The following is a 24,970-nucleotide window of genomic DNA, read 5'->3' as shown; positions in this document are numbered from 1 at the left end:
GAAGGCGAGGGCGATGGCCTGTGAATGCCGGTTTTTCGTATGCGGTCGCCAAAAAGTGATTGCGACTTTTAGTCCAGCCAGGCTGGAACGGAATCGAGACCGATCAGTTCCGGATAGGTGCGGCGCGGGCGAATCACATGGAATTCGTCGCCCTTGACCAGCACTTCAGGCACGAGGAGGCGGCTGTTATAGGTGCCGGCCTGGACCGCGCCATAGGCGCCAGCCGTGCCGACGGCCAAGAGGTCGCCCGGTTTCGGGGTCGCCATCTCGCGGTCGAGCGCGAGGTAGTCGCCAGTTTCGCAGACGGGGCCGACGACATCTGCACGGATGCGCGGAGCGTTGGCAGCCGAAATCACCACCGGCTTGATCTCGTGATAGGCCTCGTAGAGGGTTGGGCGGATGAGGTCGTTCATCGCGCCATCGACGATCACGAAGGTCTTTTCGCCGCCGTCCTTCACATAGATAACTTCAGTGACGAGGATGCCGGCATTGCCGACGATCAGACGGCCGGGCTCGGTAACGATCTTGCAGTTCAGGGCGCGAAGCTGGTTCTTGACAACAGAGGCATAGGCGTCCGGCAGGGGAGGCGGATTGTTGTCGTCCTTGTAGGGAATGCCGAGACCGCCGCCGATATCGACATGGTGGATGTCATGACCATCGGCACGCAGCGTGTTGACCAGATCATGCAGCAGCTTGAAGGCATCGTCGAAGGGCCGCAGCTCGGTGATCTGGCTGCCGATATGCATGTCGATGCCGGTCACTTCGATGCCGGGCAGGCTGGCGGCGCGGGCATAGATCGTCCGGGCGCGCTCCCAGGATATGCCGAACTTGTTTTCTTTCTTGCCGGTCGAAATCTTGGCATGGGTACGGGCATCGACATCGGGATTGATGCGGAAGGAAACAGGGGCTTTCTTGCCGGCACGCGTGGCACGCTGGTTGAGGACTTCGAGTTCCGGTTCGGATTCGACATTGAAGCAGTAGATGCCGGCTTCGAGTGCGTAATCCATCTCGTTCGGTGTCTTGCCGACGCCGGAGAACATGATGCGGTCGGCGGGAATGCCGGCGGCCAGTGCGCGGCGCAATTCGCCTTCGGACACGACGTCGATACCGGCGCCGAGCCGGCCGAGCGTTTTCAGCACGGCCTGGTTCGAATTGGCCTTCATCGCATAACAGACCATGGAATCGACATCGCCGAAGGCCTCAGTGAAGACCCGGTAATGGCGCTCGAGCGTTGCCGTTGAATAGACGTAGAAAGGCGTGCCGACCGCCTTGGCGATCTCAGGAACGGAAACGTTCTCGGCGTAGAGAATGCCGTCGCGATACTCGAAATGGTTCACGTTAGCAGGACCTTAGAGAAGGGGATCGAGAATAAAGGGCTTGTCGACGGAGCCTGGTTGTCTCGTCGGCTTGGAGATATCGCCGCCCTTCGTTGCATTGGCGCTCGGCGGATCGAGGTCGCCCTTGCGGCCGCATCCGGCAACGGCAAGGCCGATGACGGCAAGAACCACCGTAAGGCGGATGAAATGCGGCAAGCTCGTCTGCATGGATATCCTCATATCGGGCACTGGCTGGCACCTTCATAGCGAAGTTTATCTGCCTTGTGCACCCTGATTATTGAAGCTTCGTCCTGTGCGCATTTCCGAACGATGAGGCAGTTTCCGGTCCGCCGGGATATGCGTCAGTTGCGGTCGCGCCAATAGGCGATCTGCTTCCTGACTTCCGAAGGTGCTGTGCCGCCGAAGCTCTTGCGGCTGGCGACCGAAGCTTCGACCGTCAGAACGTCATAGACCTTGTCGGTGATGGCGGGATTGATCGCCTGCAAATCGGCGAGCGGAAGTTCCGAGAGATCGCAGCTCTTGCTTTCGGCGAGCGCCACGGCGCGGCCGGTGACATGATGGGCGTCGCGGAACGGAAGGCCTGCCTCGCGCACCAGCCAGTCGGCGAGGTCGGTCGCCGTCGAGTAACCGGAGCCGGCTGCCGCCTTCATTCTGATCGTGTTGATCGTCATGTCGCGCACCATGCCGGCCATGGCGGCAATCGCCAGCTCCAGGCTTTCGGCGGCGTCGAAGACCTGTTCCTTGTCTTCCTGCATGTCCTTGGAATAGGCGAGCGGCAGGCCCTTCATGATCGTCAGCAGGGCGATCAGCGAACCGTTGATGCGGCCGGTCTTGGCGCGCACGAGCTCGGCCGCATCCGGGTTTTTCTTCTGCGGCATGATGGAGGAACCGGTCGAGAAGGCGTCGGAGAGGCGCACGAAACCGAATTGCGGCGTCGACCAGATGACGATCTCTTCGGCGAGGCGCGAGAGATGCACGGCGCAGATCGCGGCAATCGCGAGGAATTCGATGGCGAAGTCACGATCGGAGACAGTGTCGATCGAGTTGCGGGTCGGCTCGCGGAAGCCGAGAGTCTTGGCCGTCATGTGGCGGTCGATCGGATAGCCAGTGCCGGCAAGCGCTGCCGCGCCGATCGGACTTTCATCGAGGTGTTCAATCGCATGGCGCACGCGTGAACGATCACGGCCGAACATTTCCACATAGGCCATGCAGTGATGGCCGAAGGTGACCGGCTGAGCGGTCTGGAGATGGGTGAAGCCGGGCATGACGCTGTCTGCATGTTCCTCGGCACGATCGAGGAAGGCTGCGATCAGGTTCGTCAGCATGGCCTCCGTCTTCTGCAGTTCTTCCTTCACCCAGAGACGGAAATCGAGCGCCACCTGGTCGTTGCGCGAGCGGGCCGTGTGCAGGCGGCCGGCGGCCGGGCCGATGAGGGTCGCAAGCCGGGCCTCGACGTTCATGTGAATGTCTTCGAGTTGGCGGGAGAATTCGAAATTGCCGCTTTCGATCTCTGACAGGATCGTGTTTAGCCCGTGAACGATCTTGTCCTTATCGTCTGATGAAATGATGCCCTGATGGGCGAGCATCGTGGCGTGGGCGATCGATCCGCGGATATCCTGGGCAAACAGCTTCTTGTCGAAACCGATCGAGGCATTTATCTCCTCCATGATCGCATCGGGGCCGGAGGCGAAACGTCCGCCCCACATCTGGTTGGAGGATTTGGTGTCCGTGTTGTCCTCGGCCATGGAAGATGCCCGTCCTGGAGAATGTAATGACGACGAAAAAACCCTTCGGCCTGCCGTCCGTGAAACTGATCGCAATCGCCGCCGTTGCAGGCGTTGTTGCCGGTGCGGCAGCGGTATACGTGAAGGAGACGGGCATTGGCAATGGTATCGGTGATACGGCTTCGGCCGAATGCCCGCTGACGAAAGAGCGCGCTGCCAACCTGACGTCGCTCATGAAGGGTCAGGTCGCCGCGATGGTCGCTGCCAACCAGCCGAAGAAGCTTGAGACCGTCGCCTTCAACGGTCCCGACGGCAAGACAATGACGCTCGATCATTTCGCCGGCAAGACGGTGCTTCTCAATCTCTGGGCTACATGGTGCGTGCCCTGCCGCGAGGAGATGCCGGCGCTGAATGCGCTGGAAAAGGAGATGGGCAGTGACAAGTTCCAGGTCGTGCCTATCAATATCGATATTGGCGACGATGAGAAGCCGAAGGCATTTCTCAGCGAAATAGGTGTGGATGCCCTACAGCTCTACCGTGACAATACGATCGGCGTCTTCAATAGCCTGAAAAAAGAAGGGCTTGCCTTCGGTCTTCCGGTCACGCTACTGCTTGATGACAAGGGTTGCCTGATCTCGGCTATGAACGGCCCAGCTGCCTGGGACAGCGAGGACGCCAAGGCGCTGATCAAGGGTGCCGTAGGGTCGTAAGAATGCTGGTCAGGAGTCGCCGGCGCCGCGAATGAGGAAGACACCTGCAAGTCCGATCAGGACGCAGCATTGCAGCAGGAACATCGGCAATTCGCTCGACATGTCATTTTCCTTCCGTTCGTAGCAAGGAAAGCATGTCTCGCACGTTTGTTCCATTCGCCTTTTCAGGCGATGATCCGGTCAGCGGGTTGGAACCGGCGTTTCGCCACGATAATCGTAGAAGCCGCGGCCGGACTTGCGGCCGAGCCAGCCAGCCTCGACATACTTCACCAGTAGGGGGCAGGGGCGATACTTGCTGTCGGCGAGGCCATCATGCAGCACCTGCATGATTGACAGGCAGGTATCGAGGCCGATGAAATCGGCAAGCTGCAGCGGACCCATCGGATGGTTGGCCCCGAGCTTCATGGCGGTATCGATAGCATCGACAGTGCCGACGCCCTCGTAAAGCGTATAGATCGCTTCATTGATCATCGGCAGCAGGATACGATTGACGATAAAGGCCGGGAAATCCTCGGCGACCGTGACGGTCTTTTCCAGCGATGCGACGAATTCCCGGGCGGTGGAGAAAGTCGTCTCTTCCGTTGCAATGCCGCGCACCAGTTCCACCAGCTTCATGACCGGCACCGGGTTCATGAAATGGATGCCCATGAAGCGCTCGGGGCGATCGGTCGCCGCCGCGAGCCGGGTGATCGACAGTGAAGAGGTGTTGGTGGCTAGGATCGCTTCCGGCTTCAGCACCGGACAGACCTGCGTGTAGATCTTGCGCTTGACGCTTTCATCCTCGGTCGCCGCTTCGATGACGAGATCGGAGGGGGCGAGGTCGTTGACATCCGCGGAGCCGGTGATGCGCGAAAGCGCTGCACTGCGCTCTTCATCGGTCATCTTTCCATTCGTCACCTGGCGCGCAAAATTGCCGTTGATGGTGGCAAGGCCGGATTCAATGCGGTCCTGAGAGAGATCGTAGATGTGAACCTTATATCCTGCGGCGGCCGAAACATGCGCGATGCCGCAGCCCATCTGACCCGCACCGATGATACCAATATTCTTCAACACCGCACTCATCTCCAACCCCCGCCCGGCACCACCCCTGCGCTGCCGGTATTTTTATATGAAATTGCCGGACGAAAGATCGCCCGGCAAAAGTAGTAGACCGATAGAAGACAATTTTCCAGTCATTCGCAAGTGCGAAAAGAAGGCAATGTGCCCGATCAGAGGGCTTTTTCGAGCTCCGGCAGGACGTCGAAGAGATCGGCCACAAGTCCATAGTCGGCAATCTGGAAGATCGGGGCTTCCTCGTCCTTGTTGATGGCGACGATGACTTTCGAGTCCTTCATGCCGGCCAGATGCTGGATGGCGCCGGAGATGCCGCAGGCGATGTAGAGCTGCGGGGCGACGACCTTGCCGGTCTGGCCGACCTGCCAGTCGTTCGGGGCGTAACCGGCGTCGACTGCGGCGCGCGAGGCGCCGACGGCTGCACCGAGCTTGTCGGCGACCGGCAGAATGACTTCCTTGAACTTTTCCGCCGAACCGAGCGCACGACCGCCGGAAATGATGATCTTGGCGGAGGTCAGTTCCGGACGCTCGGAGGCCGACAGCGCGTCGGACACGAAGTTCGAAAGGCCCGGGTCAGAGACGGCCGGGATTGCGTCGACGGCAGCCGAGCCGCCCTCGCCAACAGAGGCGAAAGAGGCAGTGCGCACGGTGATGACCTTCTTGGCGTCGGTCGCCTGCACCGTCTGGATGGCATTGCCGGCATAGATCGGGCGCTTGAAGGTGTCGGGCGAAACCACTTCGATGATTTCGGAGACCTGGGCGATATCGAGCAGAGCCGCAACACGCGGCATGACATTCTTGCCGGTGGAGGTGGCAGCTGCGACGATCGTGTCATAGCTGCCGGCCAGCGAGATGATCAGGTCGCCAAGTGGTTCGGCAAGGTTATTGGCAAGCTCGTCGCTTTCGGCGAGCAGCACCTTGGAGACGCCGGAGAGCTTCGCAGCCGCATCGGCCGCTGCCTTCGCGCCTTTGCCGGCGACGAGAATGTGCACATCGCCACCAATCTGCGTTGCGGCCGCGAGGGCCTTGGCGGTCTGGTCGGAAAGGCTGTTGTTGTCGTGGTCAGCCAGAAGAAGAATGGCCATAGTCGTATTCCTTTCTCGAACCTTAGAGGACGCCGGCTTCATTCTTGAGCTTGTCGACAAGCTCGGCGACCGACTTCACCTTCACGCCTGCCTTGCGGCCGGAGGGCTCTTCCGTCTTCAAAACCTTGAGGCGCGGCGCGGTGGAAACATCGAAATCGGCCGGGCTTTTCTTGTCCAGCGGCTTCTTCTTCGCCTTCATGATATTCGGCAGCGTTGCGTAGCGCGGCTCGTTCAAACGCAGGTCGGTCGTTACGACGGCCGGAAGCTTGACCTTAATCGTCTGCAGGCCGCCGTCGATTTCGCGGGTGACGGTGGCGCTGTCGCCATCAATTTCGACCTTGGATGCAAAAGTCGCCTGGGCGGAGCCGAGGAGGGCCGCGAGCATCTGGCCGGTCTGGTTGGAATCATCGTCGATCGCCTGCTTGCCGACGATGATCAGGCCCGGCTTTTCAGCGTCTGCAACACCCTTGAGGATCTTTGCTACTGCGAGCGGCTCGACGGCGTCATCGGTCTCGACGAGGATGGCGCGATCGGCGCCCATGGCGAGCGCAGTACGCAGGGTTTCTTCTGCCTTGGCGGGGCCGATCGAGACGACGATCACTTCCTCGGCCTTGCCAGCTTCCTTCAGGCGAAGGGCCTCCTCGACGGAAATCTCGTCGAACGGGTTCATTGACATCTTGACGTTGGCAAGGTCGACGCCCGATCCATCCGGCTTGACGCGGATCTTCACGTTGTAATCGACAACGCGCTTGACTGGGACGAGAATTTTCATGGGGTCCTTCCTTCGAACAGAGATGGGCCTTCAACAGAGACGTCTGGGAAAATGCGCGCTTGGACGCCGCTCCGATTGTCGAATGGCGACATGGATACGCGTTTTTCCTCCAAATACAACGCTTCCGTGACGCGGCCGGTCGATTTGAATGGCAATATATTAACGTTTACGTTCACGTCAATATTAAAGCTTGTCCCGCCCCCAAGGCAGGCGCGGCGGCACGGGCATGCCTGAGGCGGTGACGCGGACAGGGATCGGCTGGTCGCGGACGGCACGTGGCGTGACGATCTGACGGTCGAATAGCGGAACGCCGGGCCGGCGCAGCACAAGCACGAGCAGGGCGCCGGCGATGATGCCGCCGACATGCGCACCCCAGGAGACGTTGCCGTTGGGATCGATCAGCAGCATGAAGAACTGCTGGCCGACCCAGAGCAGGAGCGGAATGAAGGCCGGCAGCGGCAACGGCACACGGAAGAAGACGAGGACCCAGACCCGCACGCGCGGATGCAGCATGAGATAGGCAGCGACCACGCCTGAAATCGCACCCGATGCGCCGACGAGCGGTGCTTCCGACGTCGTCATCAGCAGGCCATGGCAGAGGGCGCCGGCCGCAGCGCAGGCGAGGTAGAAGACGAGGAAGCGCAGATGCCCCATCGCATCCTCGACATTGTCGCCGAAGACCCAGAGGAAGATCATGTTGCCGGCAAGATGCCAGAAGCTCGTATGGATGAAGGAGTAGGTGATGTAGGTGGCCGTTTCCGGCACTATTTCCAGACCCGGCGCCAGCGACGCATGGCCAAAGACGATGGCCGGGATATAACCGAGACCGATGGTCGCGGCCTGCGCAACTTGCTCGCTTTCAACAGTGGTGAAGATCCAGGCGGCGATATTTGCCGCCATCAGGCCGAGTGTGACCCACTGAACCCTGATGTGCTTCAGCGTATTGGCATCGTGCAACGGTATGAACATGAAAGCCTGCCCCCGGGCGATCCTGATGGCTGCGAACCTACCTGTTTTTTCCGGGAACCCAAAGCACATCCGCCTTCCCGCCATCATTTACATGACGGGCGGCAACGAACAGGAAATCGGAGAGGCGGTTGGCATATTTCAGCGCTGCGGCACTGACCGTTTCTCCTTCGCTGCGGGCAAGTGCCACCATCAGCCGTTCGGCGCGGCGCGCAATCGTGCGGGCAAGGTGCAGATGGGCAGCCGCGGCGCTGCCGCCCGGAAGAACGAAGGATTTCAGCGGTTCAAGATCGGCGTTCAGCTTGTCGATATCCTGCTCCAGGCGGGTGACCTGGCTTTCTACGATACGCAGCGCCTCGTAGGCTGGCGGCTCACCCGTTTCAGGCGTGGCCAGATCTGCGCCGAGATCGAAGAGATCATTCTGGATCAGCGCGAGCATGGCGTCGAGTTCGGCTAGCTCCGTCGTATGCAATCTCGCGACGCCGATCGCCGAATTGGTTTCGTCTATCGTGCCGTAGGCTTCGACACGAAGATCGTGCTTGGTGCGGCGTGGGCCGGAGACCAGCGCGGTCGTGCCGTCATCGCCGGTTCTGGTGTAGATCTTGTTGAGCTTGACCATTGCCTGTTCTCGGATCAGCTCGGGCGTCCGCCGCCGGTCAGCCAGAGCGTCAGCATGATCAGGATGACGGCAATCGCCTGCAGCAGCACGCGAAGCTGCATCAGCTTGTTGGAAAGGTTCGCATCGCCACCCTTCATCATGTTGAACAGGCCGCGGATCAGCACCAGGGCAACGAGGCCCATGACGATGATCGCGATGACGTAGGTGACCGTGGACATGGCAATCTCTTTTCTTTTTCAGTCCGTCCAGCGCATCAGGCGGTAGAAGAGATCGGCCGGAAGCAGCCTCTTCAGCAATATGCCCTGCTTGGCCGGAGTCGTTACGGGATAATGTGGCTTCGGATTTTTCGAGTTCAATGCACGCGTCAATACTGCATAGACCGCCTCGGGGCCAAGTTTGTGGCGGTTGACCGGACCTGAGCCTTCGAGGCGGGCAAGCTGCCGGCCGTACTCGACGGCATGGGGCGATTTTTCCAGGTCTATATGCTCTTTGATCTTCGCCAACGCGTTTGCCGTGAAGCGGCTGGTGATCGGCCCCGGTTCGATCAGGCTGACGTGAATGCCGCTTCCCTGGAGTTCCATGCGCAGGGTGATGCTCAGGCCTTCGATCGCGAATTTCGAGGCTGTGTAGGCGCCGCGATAGCGATAGGGCACAAGGCCGAGGATCGAGGAACACTGCACGATACGGCCCTGGCCGCGCCGGCGCATGAAAGGAATGACCTGCCTGGCCAGTTCGTGCCAGCCGAAGACGTTGGTTTCGAATTGGTCGCGTAGCGCCTGCGTCGAGAGATCCTCGACCGCGCCCGGCTGCCCATAGGCACCGTTGTTGAACAGCGCATCGATCCGGCCGTTGCTGCGTTCAGCCACGGCGTCCACCAGAGCCGAGATTGTGTTGGGCTGCGTGTAGTCCATCAGAAAGGCTTCGACGCCGTCGGCTTCCAGCGCTGCCAGGTCATCGGTCTTGCGCACGGTCGCAAAGACCCGCCAGCCATCCGTCTTCAGGGCGCGCGCGCAATAAGCGCCGATGCCGGAAGAGCATCCGGTCACGACGATGGTGCGCTGGTCGGCCATTCAATGATTCCTGTACAAAATGGGACTCATTTCCCATATTCGCCCGAAGGATACAATTGGGAAGCCGAATGCCGAAAGCCCTGCGCACGCTCTATGACGTGGTCTACGATGCCATCTGCCACCTCATCGACGATGACGGCTTTGCCATGGCAAGTCATGTGGCGCTTTCCAGCCTGCTTGCGGTTTTCCCCTTTCTGATCTTCGGGACGGCGCTTGCCAATTTTCTTGGTGCGGACCAGTTTTCGAATTACGCGATCCATTTCATCTTCGACACTTGGCCAGCGGCCATCGCCAAACCGCTTTCGGATCAACTCGTCGAAGTTCTGACAATCCCGCGCGGAGGGCTTCTCACGATCTCTGTGCTGGCGGCCGCCTATTTTGCTTCGAACGGCGTTGAGGCGCTACGCATCTCGCTCAACCGTGCTTATCGAGTACAGGAAACCAGGCCATGGTACCTGACACGCCTTTTCAGCCTCGGGTATGTCCTTGTCGCAGTCATTATTGTCGCGGCCATCAGCATTCTGCTCGTGGCGGTTCCTGTCGGCCTCGATTATGCGCGTGACTGGCTGCTGCATAACGACAGTCTCGAATGGCTTCCTGCGACGATCCGTCAATGGCTGCCCGTCATCGTCGACACACTCGAAATCGTTTTCGGCTGGCGCATCTATGGCACGCTCGTCATGCTCACCATCGCCCTGCTCGTCGTCCATCTCTGGCTGCCCGCCGGCAAGCGCCGTGTCTTCGATGTCATTCCCGGCGTGTTTCTGACCTTGCTGTCCTGGCTCGTCGGCGCGCTGATCTTCGCCTATTATCTGGCGACCTTCGCCAATTACACTGCCACCTATGCCGGTCTGGCGTCCGTCATGATCGCACTCATCTTCCTCTACATGGTGGGCGTCATCTTCATCGTCGGCGCGGAGATCAATGCAGCGCTGATGAAGTTCCGGGTGCTGCGCAATTTCTCGCGAACCTTCTCGGTGGTCGGGCGTGACCGCGCTGCCGATTCAAAGTCCGACAAGGCGGCGAATACCGGCAACTGACAGCCCCTTCGCACGCAGCTCCGCAACGCCAGTATCGCCCTGGCTTTTGGAAAGCTTCCGGCCATCTGCGTCCACGACGAGGCGATGATGGTGATAGGCCGGTTGCGGCAGGTCGAGCAACCTCTGCAGCAGCCTGTGCACCGAGGTGGCGTGGAAAAGGTCGAGCCCGCGCACGACATGGGTCACGCCCTGCAGCGCATCATCGACGACAACAGACAGATGGTAGCTGGAGGGCGCATCCGAGCGCGAGAGAACGACATCGCCCCAGGCGGCGGGCTCGGCCAGGATTTCACCTTTTCTTTCGTCGCCGGTTTCCGTCCAGAACAGCGGTTCGCCGACCAGATTCATTGCCCGGTGCATGTCCAGACGCCAAGCATGTTTCAAGCCGGAGGCCAGCATTGTGCTGCGCTCGTCCTCGCTGCGGTCGCGGTCATCAGCCGGATAATGCGGCGTGCCGTCGGGATCGCGTGGCCAGGGGCGGTTTACCCCCTCGTAAGCCGCAACGCGGGTTTTGACCTCTCCGCGCGTCAGGAAGGAAGGGTAGACCAATCCGCGTTCGATCAGCGAATGAAGGGCTGCCTGATATTCGGAAAAATGTTCCGACTGGCGGCGCACCGGCTGCTCCCATTCGATCTCAAGCCATTGGAGATCGGCGTAGATGCCGGCTTCGAATTCGGGTGTACAGCGCGTCAGATCGATGTCTTCGATGCGCAGCAGCAGCCGGCCTTCTATCGCTCTTGCCATGTCGTCGTTGAGGAAAGCTGACAGCGCGTGACCGAGATGCAAAGGCCCATTGGGGCTCGGCGCGAAACGGAAGACGGGTTTTTGACGCGGAGTCGTGATCATGCTTTCTTCTGACACGGATTTGAAGCGATCGCGAGGCAAGGTGCAGGTCATCAGCAACGAAAAGGATATCGAGGAGGGGCTCGCCGCTCTTCTTGTTCTCGACCCACGGCTCGTTTCGGTTGCCAAGGAAGCGGGGCCTGTGCCGCTCAGGCTGCGCGAGCCGGGTTTTGCCGGCCTCGCCCATATCATCGTTTCGCAGATGGTCTCGCGTGCCAGCGCGGAGGCGATCTGGCGGCGGATGAAGCCCGAGAGCGGATCGCTGAGCGCGGAGACATACATACTGCTTCATCCCGAAGCCTGGCGCGAATTCGGGCTTTCCCGTGCCAAGGCCGACACGCTGACCCGGATTGCGCAAGCCGTCGCTTCCGGGCGAATCAATCTGCAAGCCCTGGTCCAAAAACCGCCCGCCGAGGCGCTCGCGGAACTGACGGCGCAGAAGGGAATCGGGCCATGGACCGCAGAGGTCTATTTGATGTTCTGCGGCGGCCATGTGGATGTGTTTCCGGCGGGCGATGTGGCTCTCCAGGCAGCGGTTGCTGCGGCATTCGGTCTCGCGGAGCGCCCGCAGGCCAAAGTGCTTGCAGGGCTTGCAGAAATCTGGTCGCCCTGGCGCTCCGTCGCAGCCCGGCTTTTCTGGGCTTATTACGCCGCAAAAATGCATCGCGACGTGCTGCCGATCGGTTAGAGCCTTTCCTGGTTAGATTGCAGCATTCTGTTGGCTCAAACGGAGTCGGATGGTTGACCGGCCGGCGCGCGTCGTAGCCAGATCTACGGCCAAGCGGGCCGGTCGATCAGACGGCCCGTTTCAGCCAACCCGCTGGTTTGCCTGCAAACCAGCTAGGGCCGGGCATCTTTGCGCCAGGATCAAAGGCGATCGGCTCGGACGTACCTTGGGGTATGCCCGTCGCCAATCGCCTTTGCCCTGACGAAAACCTGCTCCGGCAGAATGCTGCAATCTAACCAGGAAAGGCTCTAACGGCACCGTCCCTCGATTCGCCTTTATTCCCTGAATTTATTGGACTTCACAATCCTGTAACAACCGGCCTAATATACAGGTGCAGATGCCGAATCGATCCAGGAGGGCTCCTTGACGATTGCAGTCTCCCCACAGGCCCTGCCGGCGCTCGTCCTGAACGCTGACTACCGGCCGCTGAGTTATTATCCCTTGTCGCTCTGGTCCTGGCAGGACGCGATCAAGGCGGTATTTCTCGACCGTGTGAATATCATCGCGGAATATGAGCACGAGGTTTCCTCACCGAGCTTTTCGATGCGGCTGCCGAGTGTGGTGTGCCTCAAGACTTACGTTCAGCCATCCCGCAATCCCGCCTTCACCCGCTTCAACGTTTTCCTGCGCGACAGGTTCGAGTGCCAGTATTGCGGCGCTCATGACGATCTGACTTTCGACCACGTCACCCCGCGCGCTCATGGTGGCGAGACGACCTGGGAGAATGTCGTGGCGGCCTGTTCGCCCTGCAATCTGCGCAAGGGCAGCAAGCTTCCGAAGCAGGCAGGCATGTTCCCGGCGCAAAAGCCGTACCAGCCGACTGTGCAGGACCTGCACAATAACGGCCGGCTCTTCCCGCCGAACTATCTGCATGATAGCTGGCTCGACTACCTCTACTGGGATACCGAGCTGCAGCCCTGATTCAAAGTCCTTGGTTTATGCAGTCGTTGTCGCAAAGCCGCTGCGCACTTTTGCGCGACCTGCTTTTAAGCGTCTTACGCTGTCTTCTTCACGCTCCAGAAGGCGAAGGCTGCGAGGATCAGGCTCGCGATCACATTCCAGCCCGCAAAGGACAGGCCGAGAACCCGCAGTGCTGCATCCGTGCAGGACGGGCCTTTGATCGTGTTCAGCTCGCTTAGGAGATCGCCGGCATTGGTGGTCATGCTGCTGGCCGTGGTCGAGCAGGTGGCGGGGCCGGGCCAGAAATGCCATTCCACGCCGGCGTGATAGACGCCCATGCCCGCGCCGACGAGCATCAGGATGCCGACGGCAAGAATGATGGCGCGCGTCATCCAGTTGGGCAGACCGACGAGAGCGGCCACTGCGCCGACGATCGCGATCGGAATGCCGTAGTAATACGGCTGACGCTGCAGCAGGCAGAGTGCGCAGGGAATGTAACCGCCGATATACTGAAAGCCGAGGGCCGTTCCGACCACCACGGCCATGCCGATGGCAAGCAGCAGCGAGAGAGCGAAGCCCAGGCGGGCAAGCGACGAGGTGGGGGCATTCATGGCGGAACTCCGCGAAGTTGGCTCAGTGGGCAAAGTATCGGTACGCTAGATATAGCACGATCACGACCGCCGCGCCGATGCCGACGATTTGGCCGAGACGCTTCTCGATGAAATGGCGGATCGGCTCACCGTAACGGCGCAGCAGCCATGCAAGGAACAGGAAGCGGGCGCCGCGGGCGATGATCGCCGAAACGATGAAGAGCGGCAGGCTGACATGGATGACGCCGGACAGGATCGTCACGATCTTGATCGGCGGCAAATGCGCCAGACCCGAGGTGACGAGCAGCAGCAGGATGGTCTCGTAGGTGACGTAGGATTTCATCTGCTCGAACTGATCGAGCTTTCCGTAGAATTCCAGAACCGGCTTCGCCACGGTTTCATAGGCATAATAGCCGAGTGCCCAACCGGCGATACCGCCGAGTACCGAGGCGATGGTGGCGACGATCGCGTAGCGATAGGAGCGCTCGGGCTTGGCGAGCGCCATCGGCAGGAAGAGCACGTCAGCGGGGACCAGAAAGACGGAGCTTTCGACGAAGGCGATGACGGCGAGCCAGACTTCGGCCGATTTTTTCGAGGCCAGAGACATGGTCCAGTCGTAAAGTCTGCGGAGCATCCGTTTCCTTCCTTGTTGCGACGCACAAAGCATTAGGGGGCGATCATGACGCTGTAAATGCTCGGCCTGCGGCTTCGAGGCGTTCTCGTTGAAAAATTTTTGTGATCTGCCGTGGGCATGTCTCCCAAGATTTCGCGAGATGGCAATCCGGCGAATCTGCGGCAAGCTTATGCGAGTCGAAATATTGGGTGGCATGCCATGCGATTGAGGGTAATAGAGGGCGGGCTCGGCGTGGCCGAACAGCAGGATCGTGAAGCCGAGAGCCGGAGGCCGGATCGTGAGGATGTTCGCCGCGAGGCGGTGCGGCGCCTTGGTGCCAGCGGCTATAGCCGCTCACGGGTCATGGAATTTGCCGCCGGCGTGCCGATGCCGGCCGTACTCAAATATCTTGCCATGCAGATCGATTTTGCCGCCGAGGCGATTTCCAGGCTCGATCCGATCCCTGCTGATTACCGTTCGGATCTCTACTGGCCGAAGATGGACGACATCGCGACAGCGTGATCAGGTCTGCCTGCCGATCGTGAGATATGCGGGAACAGCGGCCGATGAGCGACGCTCGCCCGGACAACAAGTAATCCTACCTTGATAAAACCCGCTTGAGAGCGCTACGGCCTGCGTGCCGCGGCGCTTTTTACGACAGATCCATGGATTTTTCCCACTGCTGGCGCATCACGTTCATTTCGGTGCGCTTCTGTGCCATTTCGCTGACGATCGCACGCAGATGCGGATGGCGTGACATGAACATGTTGAAGTCACGCCGCTCCAGCACTTCGAACTGGCAGAAATCCACGGCGATGACATCGGCCGTGCGGCGTCCGCCGCTGAGCAGCGCCATTTCGCCGAAGAAGGCGCCGGGCTCCAGCCGCACTGCTCCGCTTGCCAGCCGTACTTCGACCGCGCCGGAGGAGATGAAATACATGCTGTCGCCGCGATCCCCGCGGCGGATGACGCGTTCGCCGGGCGAGGCGAGTTTGGGGTTGAACAGCAGGAGCAGCTCCTCAAGCGCATCCTCGCCGGCTTCGGAAAAGAGCGGGAAGGTCTCGACCAGCTGCTGGATCCGCAGATGATGCTGGCGCGCGCGCTCCTCGCCGAGCGCCCGGATCTTTTCCAGTTCCCGCGCCAGGGCATCCTGGTTCTTTCGCCCGTAGCTTTCGTAGAGACGTGGCCACTTCACCTTGATGTTGCGGTTCAGCTTCTCCGCTACGAAGATGACGATCGGGTTCAGTGTGATGGAGAGAATCGCGGCGGCGAGGATCAGATCCTGTCCTTCATGCGGCAGGAGCCCGAGCGAAACGCCGAGGCCGGCGAGGATGAAGGAGAATTCGCCGATCTGGGCAAGGCCGCCGGCTGCCGTCAGGCCCATGCCGATCGGATAGCGCAGCAGGGCTACAATGCCGAAGGAGATGATTGCCTTGCCGACGATGATCAGTGCCAGAGCACTGATCACAGCCAGAGGGTGCTGCACAATGATCGACGGATCGAAGAGCATGCCGACGGAAACGAAAAACAGCACCGAGAAGGCATTCTGCAGCGGCAGGGAATCGGCGGCGGCGCGATGGCTGAGATGGGATTCGCTCATGACCACGCCGGCGAAGAAGGCGCCGAGTGCAAAGGAAACGCCGAAGATTGCCGCCGAACCGAAAGCAATGCCGAGCGCGATGGCGAGCACGGTGAGCGTGAAGAGTTCACGCGAGCCGGTACGGGCAATCAGCGTCAAAAGCCAGGGCACGATGCGCGGCCCAAGGAAGATCGCCATGGCGGCAAAGGATGCGACTTTCAGCAAGGTGAGTGCGATGGTGGCAGAAAGCGGCAGGTCAAGGCCATGCGAGGCGGCGTCGCTCGCATGCCCGCCCAGAAGTTCGGCGAGGGCCGGCAACAGCACGAGCGCCAGTACCATGGCGAGATCCTCGACGATCAACCAGCCGACAGCCACGCGCCCGCCGGCGGTATTGACGAGATTGCGCTCCTCCAGCGCTTTTAGGAGCACGACCGTGCTGGCAACCGAAAGGCTGAGGCCGAAGACGATGCCGGCGCCGAGGCTCCAGCCCCAGAGTTCGCCGAGGCCGACGCCGAGTAGGGTGGCAAGCAGGATCTGGCCGATGGCGCCCGGTACGGCGATGCCGCGCACGGCCAAAAGATCGGATGCGGAGAAGTGCAGGCCGACGCCGAACATCAGCAGGATCACACCCATTTCGGCGAGCTGGCTCGCAAGCTCCGTGTCGGCGACAAAGCCCGGTGTGAATGGTCCCATGAGAATGCCGGCGAAGAGATAGCCGACCAGTGGCGGCAGTCGCAGCCTGTCGGCGCAATAGCCAAGAACCGCCGCAAAGACGAAGCTTATGGCTACCGTCGCAATGAGTCCCGCTTCCTGATGCATCCGCCCTCTCAAAATGCCCGCGGCCGGCACTTTAGGATGAAGCGCCGTCAAAGTTAAAGAGTTGATTTGGATAGATTAGGCCTAAATGGCCGGCTTTTGGTCGGAACCACTAAGGTCCTGTGTCGTTGCCTCTAACATGAAGACAAGGAGAAGAGAGATGCGAAAGATCATCATCAACTGCGCAATCGCTGCCCTTGCCCTGGGCTCGGCTGCAGCGCCCGCAATGGCAGATAGCGTGACCGTCACCCGCGAGCGCTCCTATGACGGATATGACCATTATGACCGTGACCGGGCTCGTCCCGGCGTTACCATCAGCGATCGCGGCATTACGTTCGGCGCGGTGCGTGAACGGGATCGCTGGCGCGATCGGGACCGTGACCGCTGTTACACGCGTAGCATCACCCGTCAGACCGACGAAGGCACTGTCACAAAAACGGTGCGCCGTTGTGACTAAAGACTGAACTGAGGGCTCGGCGTTCCACTTCGCTGGGAGCTCAACATCGATCACCAAGGCTTATGCCCTCGCCCTTCGGGGTGCGGGCGAAACATAAAGCCATTTAAGAGATATTTGGTGCCCCATGCCGGGGTCGAACCAGCACTTCTTTCGAAACTCGATTTTGAGTCGAGCGCGTCTACCAATTCCGCCAATGGGGCAGCGAAATACGAGGCGGCTGTCTAACATGCGTTCGCCCGCGCGTGCAAGACGGCGGGCGAAGTTTAGCTGTTTCGAATTCGGTATTTAGTGGGCGACCGTTGCGCCCGGTCCGGTAAGGCCGGATTTCTTCAGCGTGATCGCCAGGACCGAGGCCAGCAGGCAGAAGGCGCCGGCGATGAAGAAAGCGGGCAGGTAGCTTTCCAGGGCGGTGCGCGACAGCCCGGCGCCATAGGCGGCGGTTGCAGCGCCGAGCTGGTGGCCGGCAAAGACCCAGCCGAAGACGAGGCCGGCTTTTTCGCGGCCGAAACGGTCGGCAGCGATCTTGACGGTCGGCGGCACGGTGGCGATCCAGTCGAGGCCATAGAAGACGGCGAAGATCGACAGGCCGTAGAAGCTGAAATCGCTGAAGGGGAGGAAAAGCAGCGAGAGACCGCGCAGGCCGTAATACCAGAAGAGCAGCCAGCGATTGTCGAAGCGGTCGGAGAGCCAGCCGGAACCGATCGTCCCGAAGAAATCGAAAATGCCCATGACAGCGAGAACGCTGGCGGCTGCGACCGGCATGATACCGAAATCGCCGCAGAGTGTGACGAAATGCGTTTGGATAAGGCCGTTGGTGCTGAGACCGCAGATGAAAAAGGTGGCGAATAGGATCCAGAAGGTCGAGGTCGTCGAAATGTCTCTGAGAACCGTTATCGGCGTTGCAAGTGCTGCGCCGAGCGTGCCTCGGGCCGGGGCCGGCGCAACCTCGGTTTCGCCGACCGACGGCAGATTCACGTCCGAGGGGCGGTCGCGCATGAAGAGCAGTACGAGAAGGGCGGCGACCATGATCATGGCGCAGACGAAGAAGACCGTGGCGCGCCAGCCATAGCGTTCGGTCAATTCTGCCATCAGCGGCAGGAAAACGAGCTGGCCGGTTGCCGAACTTGCCGAGAGCATACCGACGACGAGGCCGCGATGCTTGACAAACCAGCGTGTGGAAACCGTGGCCGCCAGTACCATGGCCGTCAGCCCGGTGCCGAAGCCGACGACGATGCCCCAGAGCGCCAGCAGATGCCAAAGCTCGGTCATGAACAACGAGCCGATGAAGCCTGCACCGATCAGCGCGAGCGCAAAGACAATGACCTTGCGGACGCCGAAATAGTTCATGAAGGCTGCCGCAAACGGACCCATCAGGCCGAAGAGGATGAGGCGGATGGCAAGGGCAGACGAGATCTGCGAGGTTTCCCAGCCGAATTCATCCTGCAGCGGCTTGATGAGCACGCCCGGCGCGCCCATCGCGCCGGCGGTTACCAGCATGGTCAGGAACGTGGCAGCGACGACGACCCATCCATAGTGAATGTTTCGTCGGGCAAGGGATGATGCAAGGACTGCAGAGACCATGGGCAAATTCCGTTTGTGACGTGGGGACCATACAAGAGTGTTTTAGATGACGGTCATCATATTTGTTGCGTATTGATGATGGACATCATATAAATTGTCAAGCGACCATTTCCGGAGACGAAAAATGCGGGTCAGCCGCGAGAAATTTGCAGAAAACCGCGAGAAGATCCTGACGGCTGCCAGCGTGCTCTTCCGCGAAAACGGTTTCGACGGCGTTGGTGTTGCCGACATCATGAAGGCCGCGGGCCTGACGCATGGCGGGTTTTACGGCCATTTCGAATCGAAGGACGACCTTGCGCTGGAGGTCAGCCGCAAGCTGATCGAGCGCGTGGAAGAGCGCTGGCGCGAGCAGATTGCCGACCACCCCGACCGGCCACTGCAGGCGCTGCTCGATCACTACATCCACCGGCGTACGGTCGACGATCCCGGCGGAAGCTGCGTGTTCGCCTCGCTGATCCAGGAAGTCAGCCGCAGCGAAGGCGCGGTGCGCGCGACTTTCAGCGAGGGACTGTCCACGCTGGTCGATGTGCTGGAGGATATTATGCCTGGCGAAACCAGGGAGGCGCGCCGCGCCAATGCGACGACAACGCTTTCCTCGATGATGGGAGCCGTTATCCTTGCCCGGGCGGTCGAGGACCGGGCACTTGCTGAACAGTTTCTGGTCACGATGCGCCGCAAGCTCGACCCGGAGCAGCAACCTTGAACCGTGTGCGATCTATCAGACTTGAAACTTCTTGTCTTATGATCTCCGTTGTTTGGCGGGTGTGATCGGATCGCCGCCTGCGTGCCTCAACCATCCTTCAAGCGGCGGGACGGCGGCTTATTTGAAGCCGGCGACATTGTGCGGAATGTAGGGCGCTTCGAGTGCGGCGATATCCTCAGCACTCAGTTTTACCGTCAGCGCACCGACGGCATCTCTCAGGTGGTTCGGCTTGGATGCGCCGATGATCGGTGCTGTAACGGCGCTCTTCTGCAGGATCCAGGCTGTGGCGACCTGCGCGCGCGAAATGCCATGGGCCTTGGCGATCTCGGCGACCTTCTCAACAATCTTGCGGTCGGCATCTTCGGCCTGCTTATAAAGCGTCTTGCCGAATTCGTCGGTCTCGCTGCGGTTGGTCGTCTCGTCCCAGTCACGGGTCAGACGACCGCGGGCAAGCGGACTCCAGGGAATGACGGCGATCTTCTGATCCTCGCAGAAGGGCAGCATTTCCCGTTCTTCCTCGCGGTAGAGCAGGTTCAGGTGGTCCTGCATGCTGACGAATTCCGTCCAGCCGTTGAGGCGGGAAGTGTAGAGCGCCTTGGCAAATTGCCAGGAATACATGGAGGAGGCGCCGATATAACGTGCCTTACCGGCCTTTACGACATCATGGAGGGCCTCCAGCGTTTCCTCGATCGGTGTCGTGTAGTCCCAGCGGTGGATCTGGTAGAGGTCGACATAGTCTGTGCCGAGGCGGCGCAGGCTGTTGTCGATTTCGTTGAAGATCGCCTTGCGCGACAGGCCGGCGCCATTCGGGCCGGGGCGCATGCGGTTGAACACTTTGGTGGCGAGCACGATGTCCTCGCGCTTGGAGAAATCCTTTATGGCGCGGCCGACGATCTCCTCGGAGGAGCCGTTGGAATAGGTGTTTGCCGTATCGAGGAAATTGATGCCGAGATCGATCGCCTGCTTGAGCAATGCGCGGCTTTCTTCTTCCGGCAGGCTCCAGGCATGGTTTCCACGGTTGGGATCGCCATAGGTCATGCAGCCGAGGCAGATCTTCGAGACTTCGAGACCGGTCTTCCCGAGTTTTACATATTCCATGAAAGGTGCTCCGTAGTGAACTTCAGCGACGCCCCAGACGCATACGCATGATGTAGAGCAGAAATCGTCGAAGTCTCTGCAAGCGCAGCGGAGAAGGTGTTCTGCAGTTAGCGCAATAATACGTGATGAGTCGGCGGAATGTCGTCTCATCCTTGCGGATTACATCGCTTGCGCATCTGCGCAGTGAGGTGTTAGCTGGTGCAGCATTCTACTGGATCATGCATATGAAACTGCCGCCCGGCGATCGATACGACACGCTCTACCGCGATTTCTCCTGGCAGATATCAGAGGATTTCAATATCGGCCGCGCCGTCAGCGACGACTGGGCCGCGTACGATCCGTATCGCGTCTGCCTCGAGCATTTCAGTGCCGACGGCTATCATCTGTCGTTGACCTACGGCGAACTTGCCGCTCACTCCTCGTCCCTCGCCAACGCGCTCGCAGCACTTGGCATCGGCAGGCGAGATCGTGTGGCGCTGCTCCTGCCGCAATCCTTCGAGACGGTCATTTCGCATGTGGCGATCTACAAGATGGGCGCGATCGCGTTGCCGCTTGCGCTGCTCTTTGGGGTCGAGGCGCTGGAATACCGGCTGAAGGCTGCGGGTGCGAAAGCTGTCGTCACCAACGGCTTCGGGCTTACACGCATCAACCAGATCCGCGATCGTCTGCCTGACATCCAACATGTCGTCAGCATCGAGGGAGCCTCGGCTGGTACGTTCGGCTTTGCCGATCTGGTTTCGGCCTATCCGCCTGTCTTCGACATCGCGCAATCGGGACCGGATGAGCCGGCGCTGATGATTTTCACGTCGGGGACGACTGGGCCGCCGAAGGGCGCGCTGCACGGTCACCGGGTTCTCGCCGGCCATATTCCCGGCATGCAATTCGTCCATGAAGGTTTCCCGCAGGCCGGAGACAAGGTCTGGACGCCGTCCGACTGGGCCTGGGCCGGCGGCTTGCTCAATGCGCTGTTGCCGAGCCTGCTGCTCGGCGTGCCTGTCGTCTCCTCGCCGGCTCAGAAGTTCGATGCCCACATGGCCTATCGCATCATGGCCGAGATGAAGGTGCGCAACGCCTTCATTCCGCCGACGGCGCTGCGCCTCCTGAAATCCGTCGAGGAACCGCGCTTGAAATATGATCTCGTGCTGCGCACCATCGGCTCGGCGGGCGAGTCCTTGGGACGTGAAACCTATGAATGGGCGCGGCGCACGCTCGGCATCATCGTCAACGAATTTTACGGGCAGACGGAATGCAATTTCGTGCTGTCCTCGAGCGCTGCCTTCGGCGTGACGAAGGCCGGAGCGATCGGGCGCGCTTCACCCGGCCACAAAGTGGCTGTTGTCAGCGATGAGGGTGATGAGTTGCCGGTCGGCGAGCAGGGGCAGATCGCCATTGCCAGTCCCGACCCGGTGATGTTCCTCGGCTACTGGAACGATCCTGACGCGACGGAGAGGAAATATGCCAAAGGTTGGTTGCTGACCGGCGATATCGGCCTGCAGGACAAGGAAGGTTATGTCACCTTCGCCGGTCGCGACGACGATGTGATCACGTCGTCAGGGTATCGCATCGGACCGGCGGAGATCGAGGACTGTCTCATCGGCCATCCGGCCGTGCAGCTTGCCGCTGCCGTGGGCAAGCCTGATCCGCTGCGAACCGAAATCGTCAAGGCCTACGTCGTGCTTTCACCTGGTTATAGTCCCGGCGTGGAATTGGCAGCGGAAATACGAGATTGGGTGAAAACGCGGCTTTCAATGCACGAATATCCGCGCGAGGTCGAATTCGTCGATGCTTTGCCGCTGACGACAACGGGCAAGGTGATCCGTCGACTGTTGCGCGAAAAGGCTGCAGCGGAGGCTGAAACTTAGCCGCGGCCGGCAAGCGACATGATCTTCTCGCGCAGCATCTTCGCCATGTTGCGGGTGCTGCGGTACATGTGAAGCTGGGCGGCGACCTGGCGCATGTCGCGGTCGCCATTTTGCGTCAGGCCGATCACCAGCGTGCCCATCTCCTCGCGCTCCTGCCAGAAGCGGCTCATGATCGGATGATCGGAGACGGCGCACGAATCCGAGCGCACGACGTTGGCGTCGTCGAGATGCCATTCCGTCAGTTCGCTCATCAACAGCTTGCCCGGGGAATAGCGGGAATAGCTTTCGTCATAGGCTGTCTTCCAGGTATAGGCCTCGCCGCCCATCATCAGCACGACGACCGAGGCAATCGCCTTGCCTTTGAGGTCGATCGTGTGGATGCGCACGGCGTCGACTTCCGCCAGGTTGGAGACGGCCTCGCGGGCGAAGGCGGTATGATAGCGGTCGGTAACCAGCGCACTGCGGCGCTTACCCTTCCAGCCGCCGGCCTCCAGCGCCAGGAATTCCTCGAAGCGCATGTGGATCTCGCGCGGCTGGCGGGCAACGGTGTGGACGACCGTGCCGAGTTCCTCGAGCAGCCGCCACTGGCGGCGCATCTCGCGCAAATGAGAGGAGGATACGGTGCGGCCGAGATAGACCATGGCGTCGTCATCGCTCTGCAGCATCGGCCGCTGATACGGATTGGCGATGGTCAATGGCAGGTTGCGGCTGAGCGCCACCGCCTTTGCCATGCGCACGAAGATGCCGTTCAGGCGTACGTCCGGCAGCACCAGCGTGCCCGGCAGGCCGAGGTCCGGCGTGATCAGGCCTTCGAAGAGATTGTCCAGCGTCTCGGCCGCGTCCTCGGCATCAACCAAGGGGGTGCCGAGCGGGCCAAAGCTGTTTGCCCAGCCGCGGATGATCGACGGGCCGACGGCAAAGCCGGGCTTGTCGACCGAGAAGGGCATGAGCAGGCGCATGCGGCTGCGATGTTCGTTCTGATCTCTGATAATGGCGAAATTGACCTGCCGGTCTTCCAAACGAGGCATGGCAGGTGCCAGGAAACGGCCGCTGAAGAAGACGTTCGGCTCCATTGCGCGGTTGGAGAGGAAGTCCAGCTCCTCCTGCAGATCGTAGCCGAGCTTGCCGGGGTAAAGGCAGAGTTCACGGCCCGGCCGGCCGATTTCGATCCGCGCTTCGGCCTGTGGCGCTTCGAACTTGAGCGCGGCAAGATCGTGAACCATGCGGTTCGCGATGCTGTCGGTGCTCTCGGTGATGGGTGGTACGCGTACCATCTATCGGGCTCTCATTTCTGGCGTTGCGGCGGAAGGGGTTGCGAAGGCGAAAAGCGTGAAGCCGAGCGCGCGGCGCACGAAGACATGCAGCAGGATCGCTTCTACGGCCATGGCGGAGGCGGTGGCGATCGCCGTGCCGACGATGCCGTAGTGTGGGATCAGCAGGATATTGAGGCCGACATTGGCGGCGAGCGCTCCGGCATAGAGAGCGACACAGAGGTTCTGTTTGCCCGCCATCATCAGAAGCGTCTCGGCGGGACCGACCAGCGCCTTGGCGAGGATGCCGGCAAGCAGGATCGCCATCAGCATGTAACCAGCCGTGAAGGCACCGCCGAAAAGCGACAGCAGCAGATGCCCGGCCGCCAAGACCGCGAGACCGACGCCGAGAGCCGGCCAGAACGTCCAGCGGGCTGCATCGACAGCGGCGACCGCAAGATCGGTCTGGTTGCCTTCGGCGATGATGGAGGAGAAGCGGGGGCCGGAGGCAGCCTTCACCGAGAAATTGATGAAATGCACCAGCGCCATGGTCTTGGCGGCCGCGAAATAGATCGCGACGTCATGCGGTTCCAGGAAGATGCCAACGATCACGACATCGGAATTGGTCAGCAGAAAGCTCACGCCTTCGATCAGGAAGATTGGGAAGGCGACACCGAGCCATTCCAGAAAATCCACTTTGCGAGGGCCGGCATCATAATGCTTGCGCATCCGGTAGAGCGTGGCAGCGTATTGGCCGAGAGCGGTGACGAAGGTTGCCGCAAGTGCTGCCTGCATGGCGGTAACCGCCGTGTGCGGCGCGCCGAAAAGGATGGCAGCCAGCATGAAGAGGATGATGAGGACCGGCCTGACAATATAGACCGGGCTGAGCGCCATGACCGGCCAATGGTTGGCCCGTGACGTACCTTCGAGGACATCGCCGAGCGCGATCATCGGCATGGCCATAAGGCCGAGGAGGATCGGCACAAGGTAATAGCTTTCGATCCTGTCGCCGAAGAAATGCAGGCCGAGCATGCCGGCGATGAGAACGGTGGTGCCCGAGAGCATTGAAAAGATGCGGGCAGTGCCCGTCAGGCCGCGGATTTCGGCAAAGGCGCCGGCCGCGCGATATTGCGGTAGGAAGCGCACGATCGCGGTGTGGAAACCAAGGCAGGAAAGATCGCCGCAGAGGACGACCAGCACCCAGACGAAAACGAAGATGCCGTATTCATATTCACCCATCAGTCGGGCGAGCACGATCTGCGACAGGAACGCGAGTGCGGCGCTGAGGATGCGGATCGAGAAGGCGGTCAACGCCATGCGCTGCGCGGTCGCCTTATCGCCCCGTCCGGTCAGCACCGCGGCAAGCGTGCGCAACGCACGGCCGGCGATCGGCCGCAGCCCTGCGGGCAGCATCTTTTCCGCTGTTTCTATGACCGCCATTTTAACACGCAAAACTCTAAGGGCAGGGCATTCGCACCGACAAGTCTTGCCAGAGCAGGGTTAAGAAACGGTATTGTCAGGGATACCGGGCTACCTGCGGCTGATGTCCAAAAATGGGAGAAAGGCAAAAGAAAA

The 24,970-nt window shown here is 60.6% G+C and carries 26 protein-coding genes, 1 tRNA gene and 1 pseudogene; 9 read left to right on the top strand and 19 right to left on the bottom strand.

Annotation, left to right across the window (positions count from 1 at the left end):
• Window positions 1-68: 68 nt before the first annotated feature.
• From lysA to argH, 3 genes are all read right to left on the bottom strand, one after another.
• On the bottom strand, window positions 69-1,337 hold the full coding sequence (lysA, locus tag ACK9YZ_RS18950) for a diaminopimelate decarboxylase (RefSeq protein ID WP_416064816.1): 1,269 nt from the start codon (window positions 1,335-1,337) through the stop codon (window positions 69-71).
• Window positions 1,338-1,349: 12 nt separating this feature from the next.
• The gene (lptM, locus tag ACK9YZ_RS18945; protein WP_416064815.1) at window positions 1,350-1,544 is read right to left on the bottom strand and encodes an LPS translocon maturation chaperone LptM; all 195 of its coding nucleotides are present in this window, start codon (window positions 1,542-1,544) and stop codon (window positions 1,350-1,352) included.
• 134 nt (window positions 1,545-1,678) lie between these two features.
• Window positions 1,679-3,082, bottom strand: a complete 1,404-nt coding sequence (argH, locus tag ACK9YZ_RS18940; protein WP_416064814.1) for an argininosuccinate lyase — start codon at window positions 3,080-3,082, stop codon at window positions 1,679-1,681.
• 26 nt (window positions 3,083-3,108) lie between these two features.
• Between argH and tlpA the strand changes: the two genes are divergently transcribed.
• Complete coding sequence (tlpA, locus tag ACK9YZ_RS18935; RefSeq protein WP_416064813.1) at window positions 3,109-3,771, top strand: thiol:disulfide interchange protein TlpA; 663 nt, start codon at window positions 3,109-3,111, stop codon at window positions 3,769-3,771.
• A gap of 180 nt (window positions 3,772-3,951) precedes the next feature.
• Here tlpA and ACK9YZ_RS18930 read toward each other — a convergent pair whose 3' ends face one another.
• The 7 genes from ACK9YZ_RS18930 to ACK9YZ_RS18900 form a co-directional block, all read right to left on the bottom strand.
• Window positions 3,952-4,833: a 3-hydroxybutyryl-CoA dehydrogenase gene (locus ACK9YZ_RS18930; RefSeq protein ID WP_416064812.1), complete on the bottom strand. Its 882-nt coding sequence runs from the start codon at window positions 4,831-4,833 to the stop codon at window positions 3,952-3,954.
• 146 nt (window positions 4,834-4,979) lie between these two features.
• Entirely contained in the window at window positions 4,980-5,909 is a 930-nt protein-coding gene (locus tag ACK9YZ_RS18925; protein WP_416064811.1) for an electron transfer flavoprotein subunit alpha/FixB family protein, read from the bottom strand.
• 22 nt (window positions 5,910-5,931) lie between these two features.
• The gene (locus ACK9YZ_RS18920; protein WP_216756093.1) at window positions 5,932-6,681 is read right to left on the bottom strand and encodes an electron transfer flavoprotein subunit beta/FixA family protein; all 750 of its coding nucleotides are present in this window, start codon (window positions 6,679-6,681) and stop codon (window positions 5,932-5,934) included.
• Between the two features lie 183 nt (window positions 6,682-6,864).
• Window positions 6,865-7,650 carry a rhomboid family intramembrane serine protease gene (locus ACK9YZ_RS18915; protein WP_416064810.1) on the bottom strand — a complete coding sequence of 262 codons (786 nt, stop codon included), beginning with the start codon at window positions 7,648-7,650 and terminating at the stop codon, window positions 6,865-6,867.
• A 37-nt stretch (window positions 7,651-7,687) separates the two neighbouring features.
• A complete protein-coding gene (locus tag ACK9YZ_RS18910) occupies window positions 7,688-8,266 on the bottom strand; it encodes a cob(I)yrinic acid a,c-diamide adenosyltransferase (RefSeq protein ID WP_416064809.1) in 579 nt (192 codons plus the stop codon).
• A gap of 14 nt (window positions 8,267-8,280) precedes the next feature.
• On the bottom strand, window positions 8,281-8,484 hold the full coding sequence (locus ACK9YZ_RS18905; protein WP_007825545.1) for a twin transmembrane helix small protein: 204 nt from the start codon (window positions 8,482-8,484) through the stop codon (window positions 8,281-8,283).
• Between the two features lie 18 nt (window positions 8,485-8,502).
• A complete protein-coding gene (locus ACK9YZ_RS18900) occupies window positions 8,503-9,336 on the bottom strand; it encodes an SDR family oxidoreductase (protein ID WP_416064808.1) in 834 nt (277 codons plus the stop codon).
• A 68-nt stretch (window positions 9,337-9,404) separates the two neighbouring features.
• On the opposite strand from ACK9YZ_RS18900, the gene ACK9YZ_RS18895 reads away from it, so the two are divergent.
• Window positions 9,405-10,376, top strand: coding sequence for a YihY/virulence factor BrkB family protein (locus ACK9YZ_RS18895; RefSeq protein WP_183734277.1), 972 nt, complete (start codon window positions 9,405-9,407; stop codon window positions 10,374-10,376).
• Here the strand turns inward: ACK9YZ_RS18895 and gluQRS are convergent.
• Window positions 10,341-11,222: a tRNA glutamyl-Q(34) synthetase GluQRS gene (gene gluQRS, locus ACK9YZ_RS18890; protein ID WP_416064807.1), complete on the bottom strand. Its 882-nt coding sequence runs from the start codon at window positions 11,220-11,222 to the stop codon at window positions 10,341-10,343. The genes ACK9YZ_RS18895 and gluQRS overlap by 36 nt on opposite strands.
• Here gluQRS and ACK9YZ_RS18885 point away from each other — a divergent pair.
• From ACK9YZ_RS18885 to ACK9YZ_RS18875, 3 genes and pseudogenes are all read left to right on the top strand, one after another.
• Window positions 11,221-11,907, top strand: coding sequence for a DNA-3-methyladenine glycosylase family protein (locus tag ACK9YZ_RS18885; RefSeq protein WP_416064806.1), 687 nt, complete (start codon window positions 11,221-11,223; stop codon window positions 11,905-11,907). The two genes, gluQRS and ACK9YZ_RS18885, sit on opposite strands and share 2 nt — an antisense overlap.
• Before the next feature lie 49 nt (window positions 11,908-11,956).
• Window positions 11,957-12,182: pseudogene (locus ACK9YZ_RS18880) on the top strand (hypothetical protein).
• A gap of 127 nt (window positions 12,183-12,309) precedes the next feature.
• Window positions 12,310-12,867 carry an HNH endonuclease gene (locus ACK9YZ_RS18875; RefSeq protein ID WP_113299070.1) on the top strand — a complete coding sequence of 186 codons (558 nt, stop codon included), beginning with the start codon at window positions 12,310-12,312 and terminating at the stop codon, window positions 12,865-12,867.
• 74 nt (window positions 12,868-12,941) lie between these two features.
• On the opposite strand, the gene ACK9YZ_RS18870 is transcribed toward ACK9YZ_RS18875, so the two are convergent.
• Window positions 12,942-13,457, bottom strand: a complete 516-nt coding sequence (locus ACK9YZ_RS18870) for a disulfide bond formation protein B (protein ID WP_416064805.1) — start codon at window positions 13,455-13,457, stop codon at window positions 12,942-12,944.
• Window positions 13,458-13,479: 22 nt separating this feature from the next.
• Complete coding sequence (locus ACK9YZ_RS18865; RefSeq protein ID WP_216756084.1) at window positions 13,480-14,070, bottom strand: YqaA family protein; 591 nt, start codon at window positions 14,068-14,070, stop codon at window positions 13,480-13,482.
• A 198-nt stretch (window positions 14,071-14,268) separates the two neighbouring features.
• Between ACK9YZ_RS18865 and ACK9YZ_RS18860 the strand changes: the two genes are divergently transcribed.
• A complete protein-coding gene (locus tag ACK9YZ_RS18860) occupies window positions 14,269-14,571 on the top strand; it encodes a hypothetical protein (RefSeq protein WP_416064804.1) in 303 nt (100 codons plus the stop codon).
• 130 nt (window positions 14,572-14,701) lie between these two features.
• On the opposite strand, the gene ACK9YZ_RS18855 is transcribed toward ACK9YZ_RS18860, so the two are convergent.
• On the bottom strand, window positions 14,702-16,447 hold the full coding sequence (locus ACK9YZ_RS18855) for a cation:proton antiporter (RefSeq protein ID WP_216756082.1): 1,746 nt from the start codon (window positions 16,445-16,447) through the stop codon (window positions 14,702-14,704).
• A 157-nt stretch (window positions 16,448-16,604) separates the two neighbouring features.
• On the opposite strand from ACK9YZ_RS18855, the gene ACK9YZ_RS18850 reads away from it, so the two are divergent.
• The gene (locus tag ACK9YZ_RS18850) at window positions 16,605-16,901 is read left to right on the top strand and encodes a hypothetical protein (protein ID WP_216756081.1); all 297 of its coding nucleotides are present in this window, start codon (window positions 16,605-16,607) and stop codon (window positions 16,899-16,901) included.
• A gap of 115 nt (window positions 16,902-17,016) precedes the next feature.
• On the opposite strand, the gene ACK9YZ_RS18845 is transcribed toward ACK9YZ_RS18850, so the two are convergent.
• A tRNA-Leu gene (locus tag ACK9YZ_RS18845) sits at window positions 17,017-17,101 on the bottom strand.
• A gap of 85 nt (window positions 17,102-17,186) precedes the next feature.
• The gene (locus ACK9YZ_RS18840; protein WP_216756080.1) at window positions 17,187-18,482 is read right to left on the bottom strand and encodes an MFS transporter; all 1,296 of its coding nucleotides are present in this window, start codon (window positions 18,480-18,482) and stop codon (window positions 17,187-17,189) included.
• 124 nt (window positions 18,483-18,606) lie between these two features.
• On the opposite strand from ACK9YZ_RS18840, the gene ACK9YZ_RS18835 reads away from it, so the two are divergent.
• Window positions 18,607-19,185, top strand: coding sequence for a TetR/AcrR family transcriptional regulator (locus ACK9YZ_RS18835; RefSeq protein ID WP_416064803.1), 579 nt, complete (start codon window positions 18,607-18,609; stop codon window positions 19,183-19,185).
• Window positions 19,186-19,302: 117 nt separating this feature from the next.
• Here ACK9YZ_RS18835 and ACK9YZ_RS18830 read toward each other — a convergent pair whose 3' ends face one another.
• The gene (locus tag ACK9YZ_RS18830; protein ID WP_216756078.1) at window positions 19,303-20,283 is read right to left on the bottom strand and encodes an aldo/keto reductase; all 981 of its coding nucleotides are present in this window, start codon (window positions 20,281-20,283) and stop codon (window positions 19,303-19,305) included.
• A gap of 224 nt (window positions 20,284-20,507) precedes the next feature.
• On the opposite strand from ACK9YZ_RS18830, the gene ACK9YZ_RS18825 reads away from it, so the two are divergent.
• Window positions 20,508-22,145, top strand: coding sequence for an AMP-binding protein (locus ACK9YZ_RS18825; RefSeq protein ID WP_416064802.1), 1,638 nt, complete (start codon window positions 20,508-20,510; stop codon window positions 22,143-22,145).
• Here the strand turns inward: ACK9YZ_RS18825 and ACK9YZ_RS18820 are convergent.
• Complete coding sequence (locus ACK9YZ_RS18820) at window positions 22,142-23,419, bottom strand: GNAT family N-acetyltransferase (protein WP_216756076.1); 1,278 nt, start codon at window positions 23,417-23,419, stop codon at window positions 22,142-22,144. The genes ACK9YZ_RS18825 and ACK9YZ_RS18820 overlap by 4 nt on opposite strands.
• The gene (locus ACK9YZ_RS18815; RefSeq protein ID WP_416064801.1) at window positions 23,420-24,835 is read right to left on the bottom strand and encodes an oligosaccharide flippase family protein; all 1,416 of its coding nucleotides are present in this window, start codon (window positions 24,833-24,835) and stop codon (window positions 23,420-23,422) included. It lies immediately after the preceding gene.
• Between the last annotated feature and the right edge of the window lie 135 nt (window positions 24,836-24,970).

The sequence above is a fragment of the Rhizobium sp. ZK1 genome, assembly GCF_047782645.1.
GTDB lineage: Bacteria > Pseudomonadota > Alphaproteobacteria > Rhizobiales > Rhizobiaceae > Rhizobium.
The sequence above is the reverse complement of the archived record's forward strand: the minus strand, read 5'-3'. Positions and strand labels throughout refer to the sequence as shown.

What these genes read in the sequence shown, in the direction of transcription:
- ACK9YZ_RS18860 (WP_416064804.1), top strand. Translation starts at nt 14,269, where the DNA reads ATGCGATTGAGGGTAATAGAGGGCGGGCTCGGCGTGGCCGAACAGCAG.
- gluQRS (WP_416064807.1), bottom strand. Translation starts at nt 11,222, where the DNA reads ATGATCACGACTCCGCGTCAAAAACCCGTCTTCCGTTTCGCGCCGAGC.
- ACK9YZ_RS18865 (WP_216756084.1), bottom strand. Translation starts at nt 14,070, where the DNA reads ATGCTCCGCAGACTTTACGACTGGACCATGTCTCTGGCCTCGAAAAAA.
- ACK9YZ_RS18870 (WP_416064805.1), bottom strand. Translation starts at nt 13,457, where the DNA reads ATGAATGCCCCCACCTCGTCGCTTGCCCGCCTGGGCTTCGCTCTCTCG.
- ACK9YZ_RS18900 (WP_416064808.1), bottom strand. Translation starts at nt 9,336, where the DNA reads ATGGCCGACCAGCGCACCATCGTCGTGACCGGATGCTCTTCCGGCATC.
- ACK9YZ_RS18905 (WP_007825545.1), bottom strand. Translation starts at nt 8,484, where the DNA reads ATGTCCACGGTCACCTACGTCATCGCGATCATCGTCATGGGCCTCGTT.
- ACK9YZ_RS18825 (WP_416064802.1), top strand. Translation starts at nt 20,508, where the DNA reads ATGAAACTGCCGCCCGGCGATCGATACGACACGCTCTACCGCGATTTC.
- ACK9YZ_RS18885 (WP_416064806.1), top strand. Translation starts at nt 11,221, where the DNA reads ATGCTTTCTTCTGACACGGATTTGAAGCGATCGCGAGGCAAGGTGCAG.
- ACK9YZ_RS18815 (WP_416064801.1), bottom strand. Translation starts at nt 24,835, where the DNA reads ATGGCGGTCATAGAAACAGCGGAAAAGATGCTGCCCGCAGGGCTGCGG.
- ACK9YZ_RS18820 (WP_216756076.1), bottom strand. Translation starts at nt 23,419, where the DNA reads ATGGTACGCGTACCACCCATCACCGAGAGCACCGACAGCATCGCGAAC.
- ACK9YZ_RS18840 (WP_216756080.1), bottom strand. Translation starts at nt 18,482, where the DNA reads ATGGTCTCTGCAGTCCTTGCATCATCCCTTGCCCGACGAAACATTCAC.
- lptM (WP_416064815.1), bottom strand. Translation starts at nt 1,544, where the DNA reads ATGCAGACGAGCTTGCCGCATTTCATCCGCCTTACGGTGGTTCTTGCC.
- ACK9YZ_RS18835 (WP_416064803.1), top strand. Translation starts at nt 18,607, where the DNA reads ATGCGGGTCAGCCGCGAGAAATTTGCAGAAAACCGCGAGAAGATCCTG.
- ACK9YZ_RS18830 (WP_216756078.1), bottom strand. Translation starts at nt 20,283, where the DNA reads ATGGAATATGTAAAACTCGGGAAGACCGGTCTCGAAGTCTCGAAGATC.
- ACK9YZ_RS18930 (WP_416064812.1), bottom strand. Translation starts at nt 4,833, where the DNA reads ATGAGTGCGGTGTTGAAGAATATTGGTATCATCGGTGCGGGTCAGATG.
- ACK9YZ_RS18920 (WP_216756093.1), bottom strand. Translation starts at nt 6,681, where the DNA reads ATGAAAATTCTCGTCCCAGTCAAGCGCGTTGTCGATTACAACGTGAAG.
- tlpA (WP_416064813.1), top strand. Translation starts at nt 3,109, where the DNA reads ATGACGACGAAAAAACCCTTCGGCCTGCCGTCCGTGAAACTGATCGCA.
- argH (WP_416064814.1), bottom strand. Translation starts at nt 3,082, where the DNA reads ATGGCCGAGGACAACACGGACACCAAATCCTCCAACCAGATGTGGGGC.
- ACK9YZ_RS18915 (WP_416064810.1), bottom strand. Translation starts at nt 7,650, where the DNA reads ATGTTCATACCGTTGCACGATGCCAATACGCTGAAGCACATCAGGGTT.
- ACK9YZ_RS18910 (WP_416064809.1), bottom strand. Translation starts at nt 8,266, where the DNA reads ATGGTCAAGCTCAACAAGATCTACACCAGAACCGGCGATGACGGCACG.
- ACK9YZ_RS18855 (WP_216756082.1), bottom strand. Translation starts at nt 16,447, where the DNA reads ATGCATCAGGAAGCGGGACTCATTGCGACGGTAGCCATAAGCTTCGTC.
- ACK9YZ_RS18850 (WP_216756081.1), top strand. Translation starts at nt 16,605, where the DNA reads ATGCGAAAGATCATCATCAACTGCGCAATCGCTGCCCTTGCCCTGGGC.
- ACK9YZ_RS18895 (WP_183734277.1), top strand. Translation starts at nt 9,405, where the DNA reads ATGCCGAAAGCCCTGCGCACGCTCTATGACGTGGTCTACGATGCCATC.
- ACK9YZ_RS18925 (WP_416064811.1), bottom strand. Translation starts at nt 5,909, where the DNA reads ATGGCCATTCTTCTTCTGGCTGACCACGACAACAACAGCCTTTCCGAC.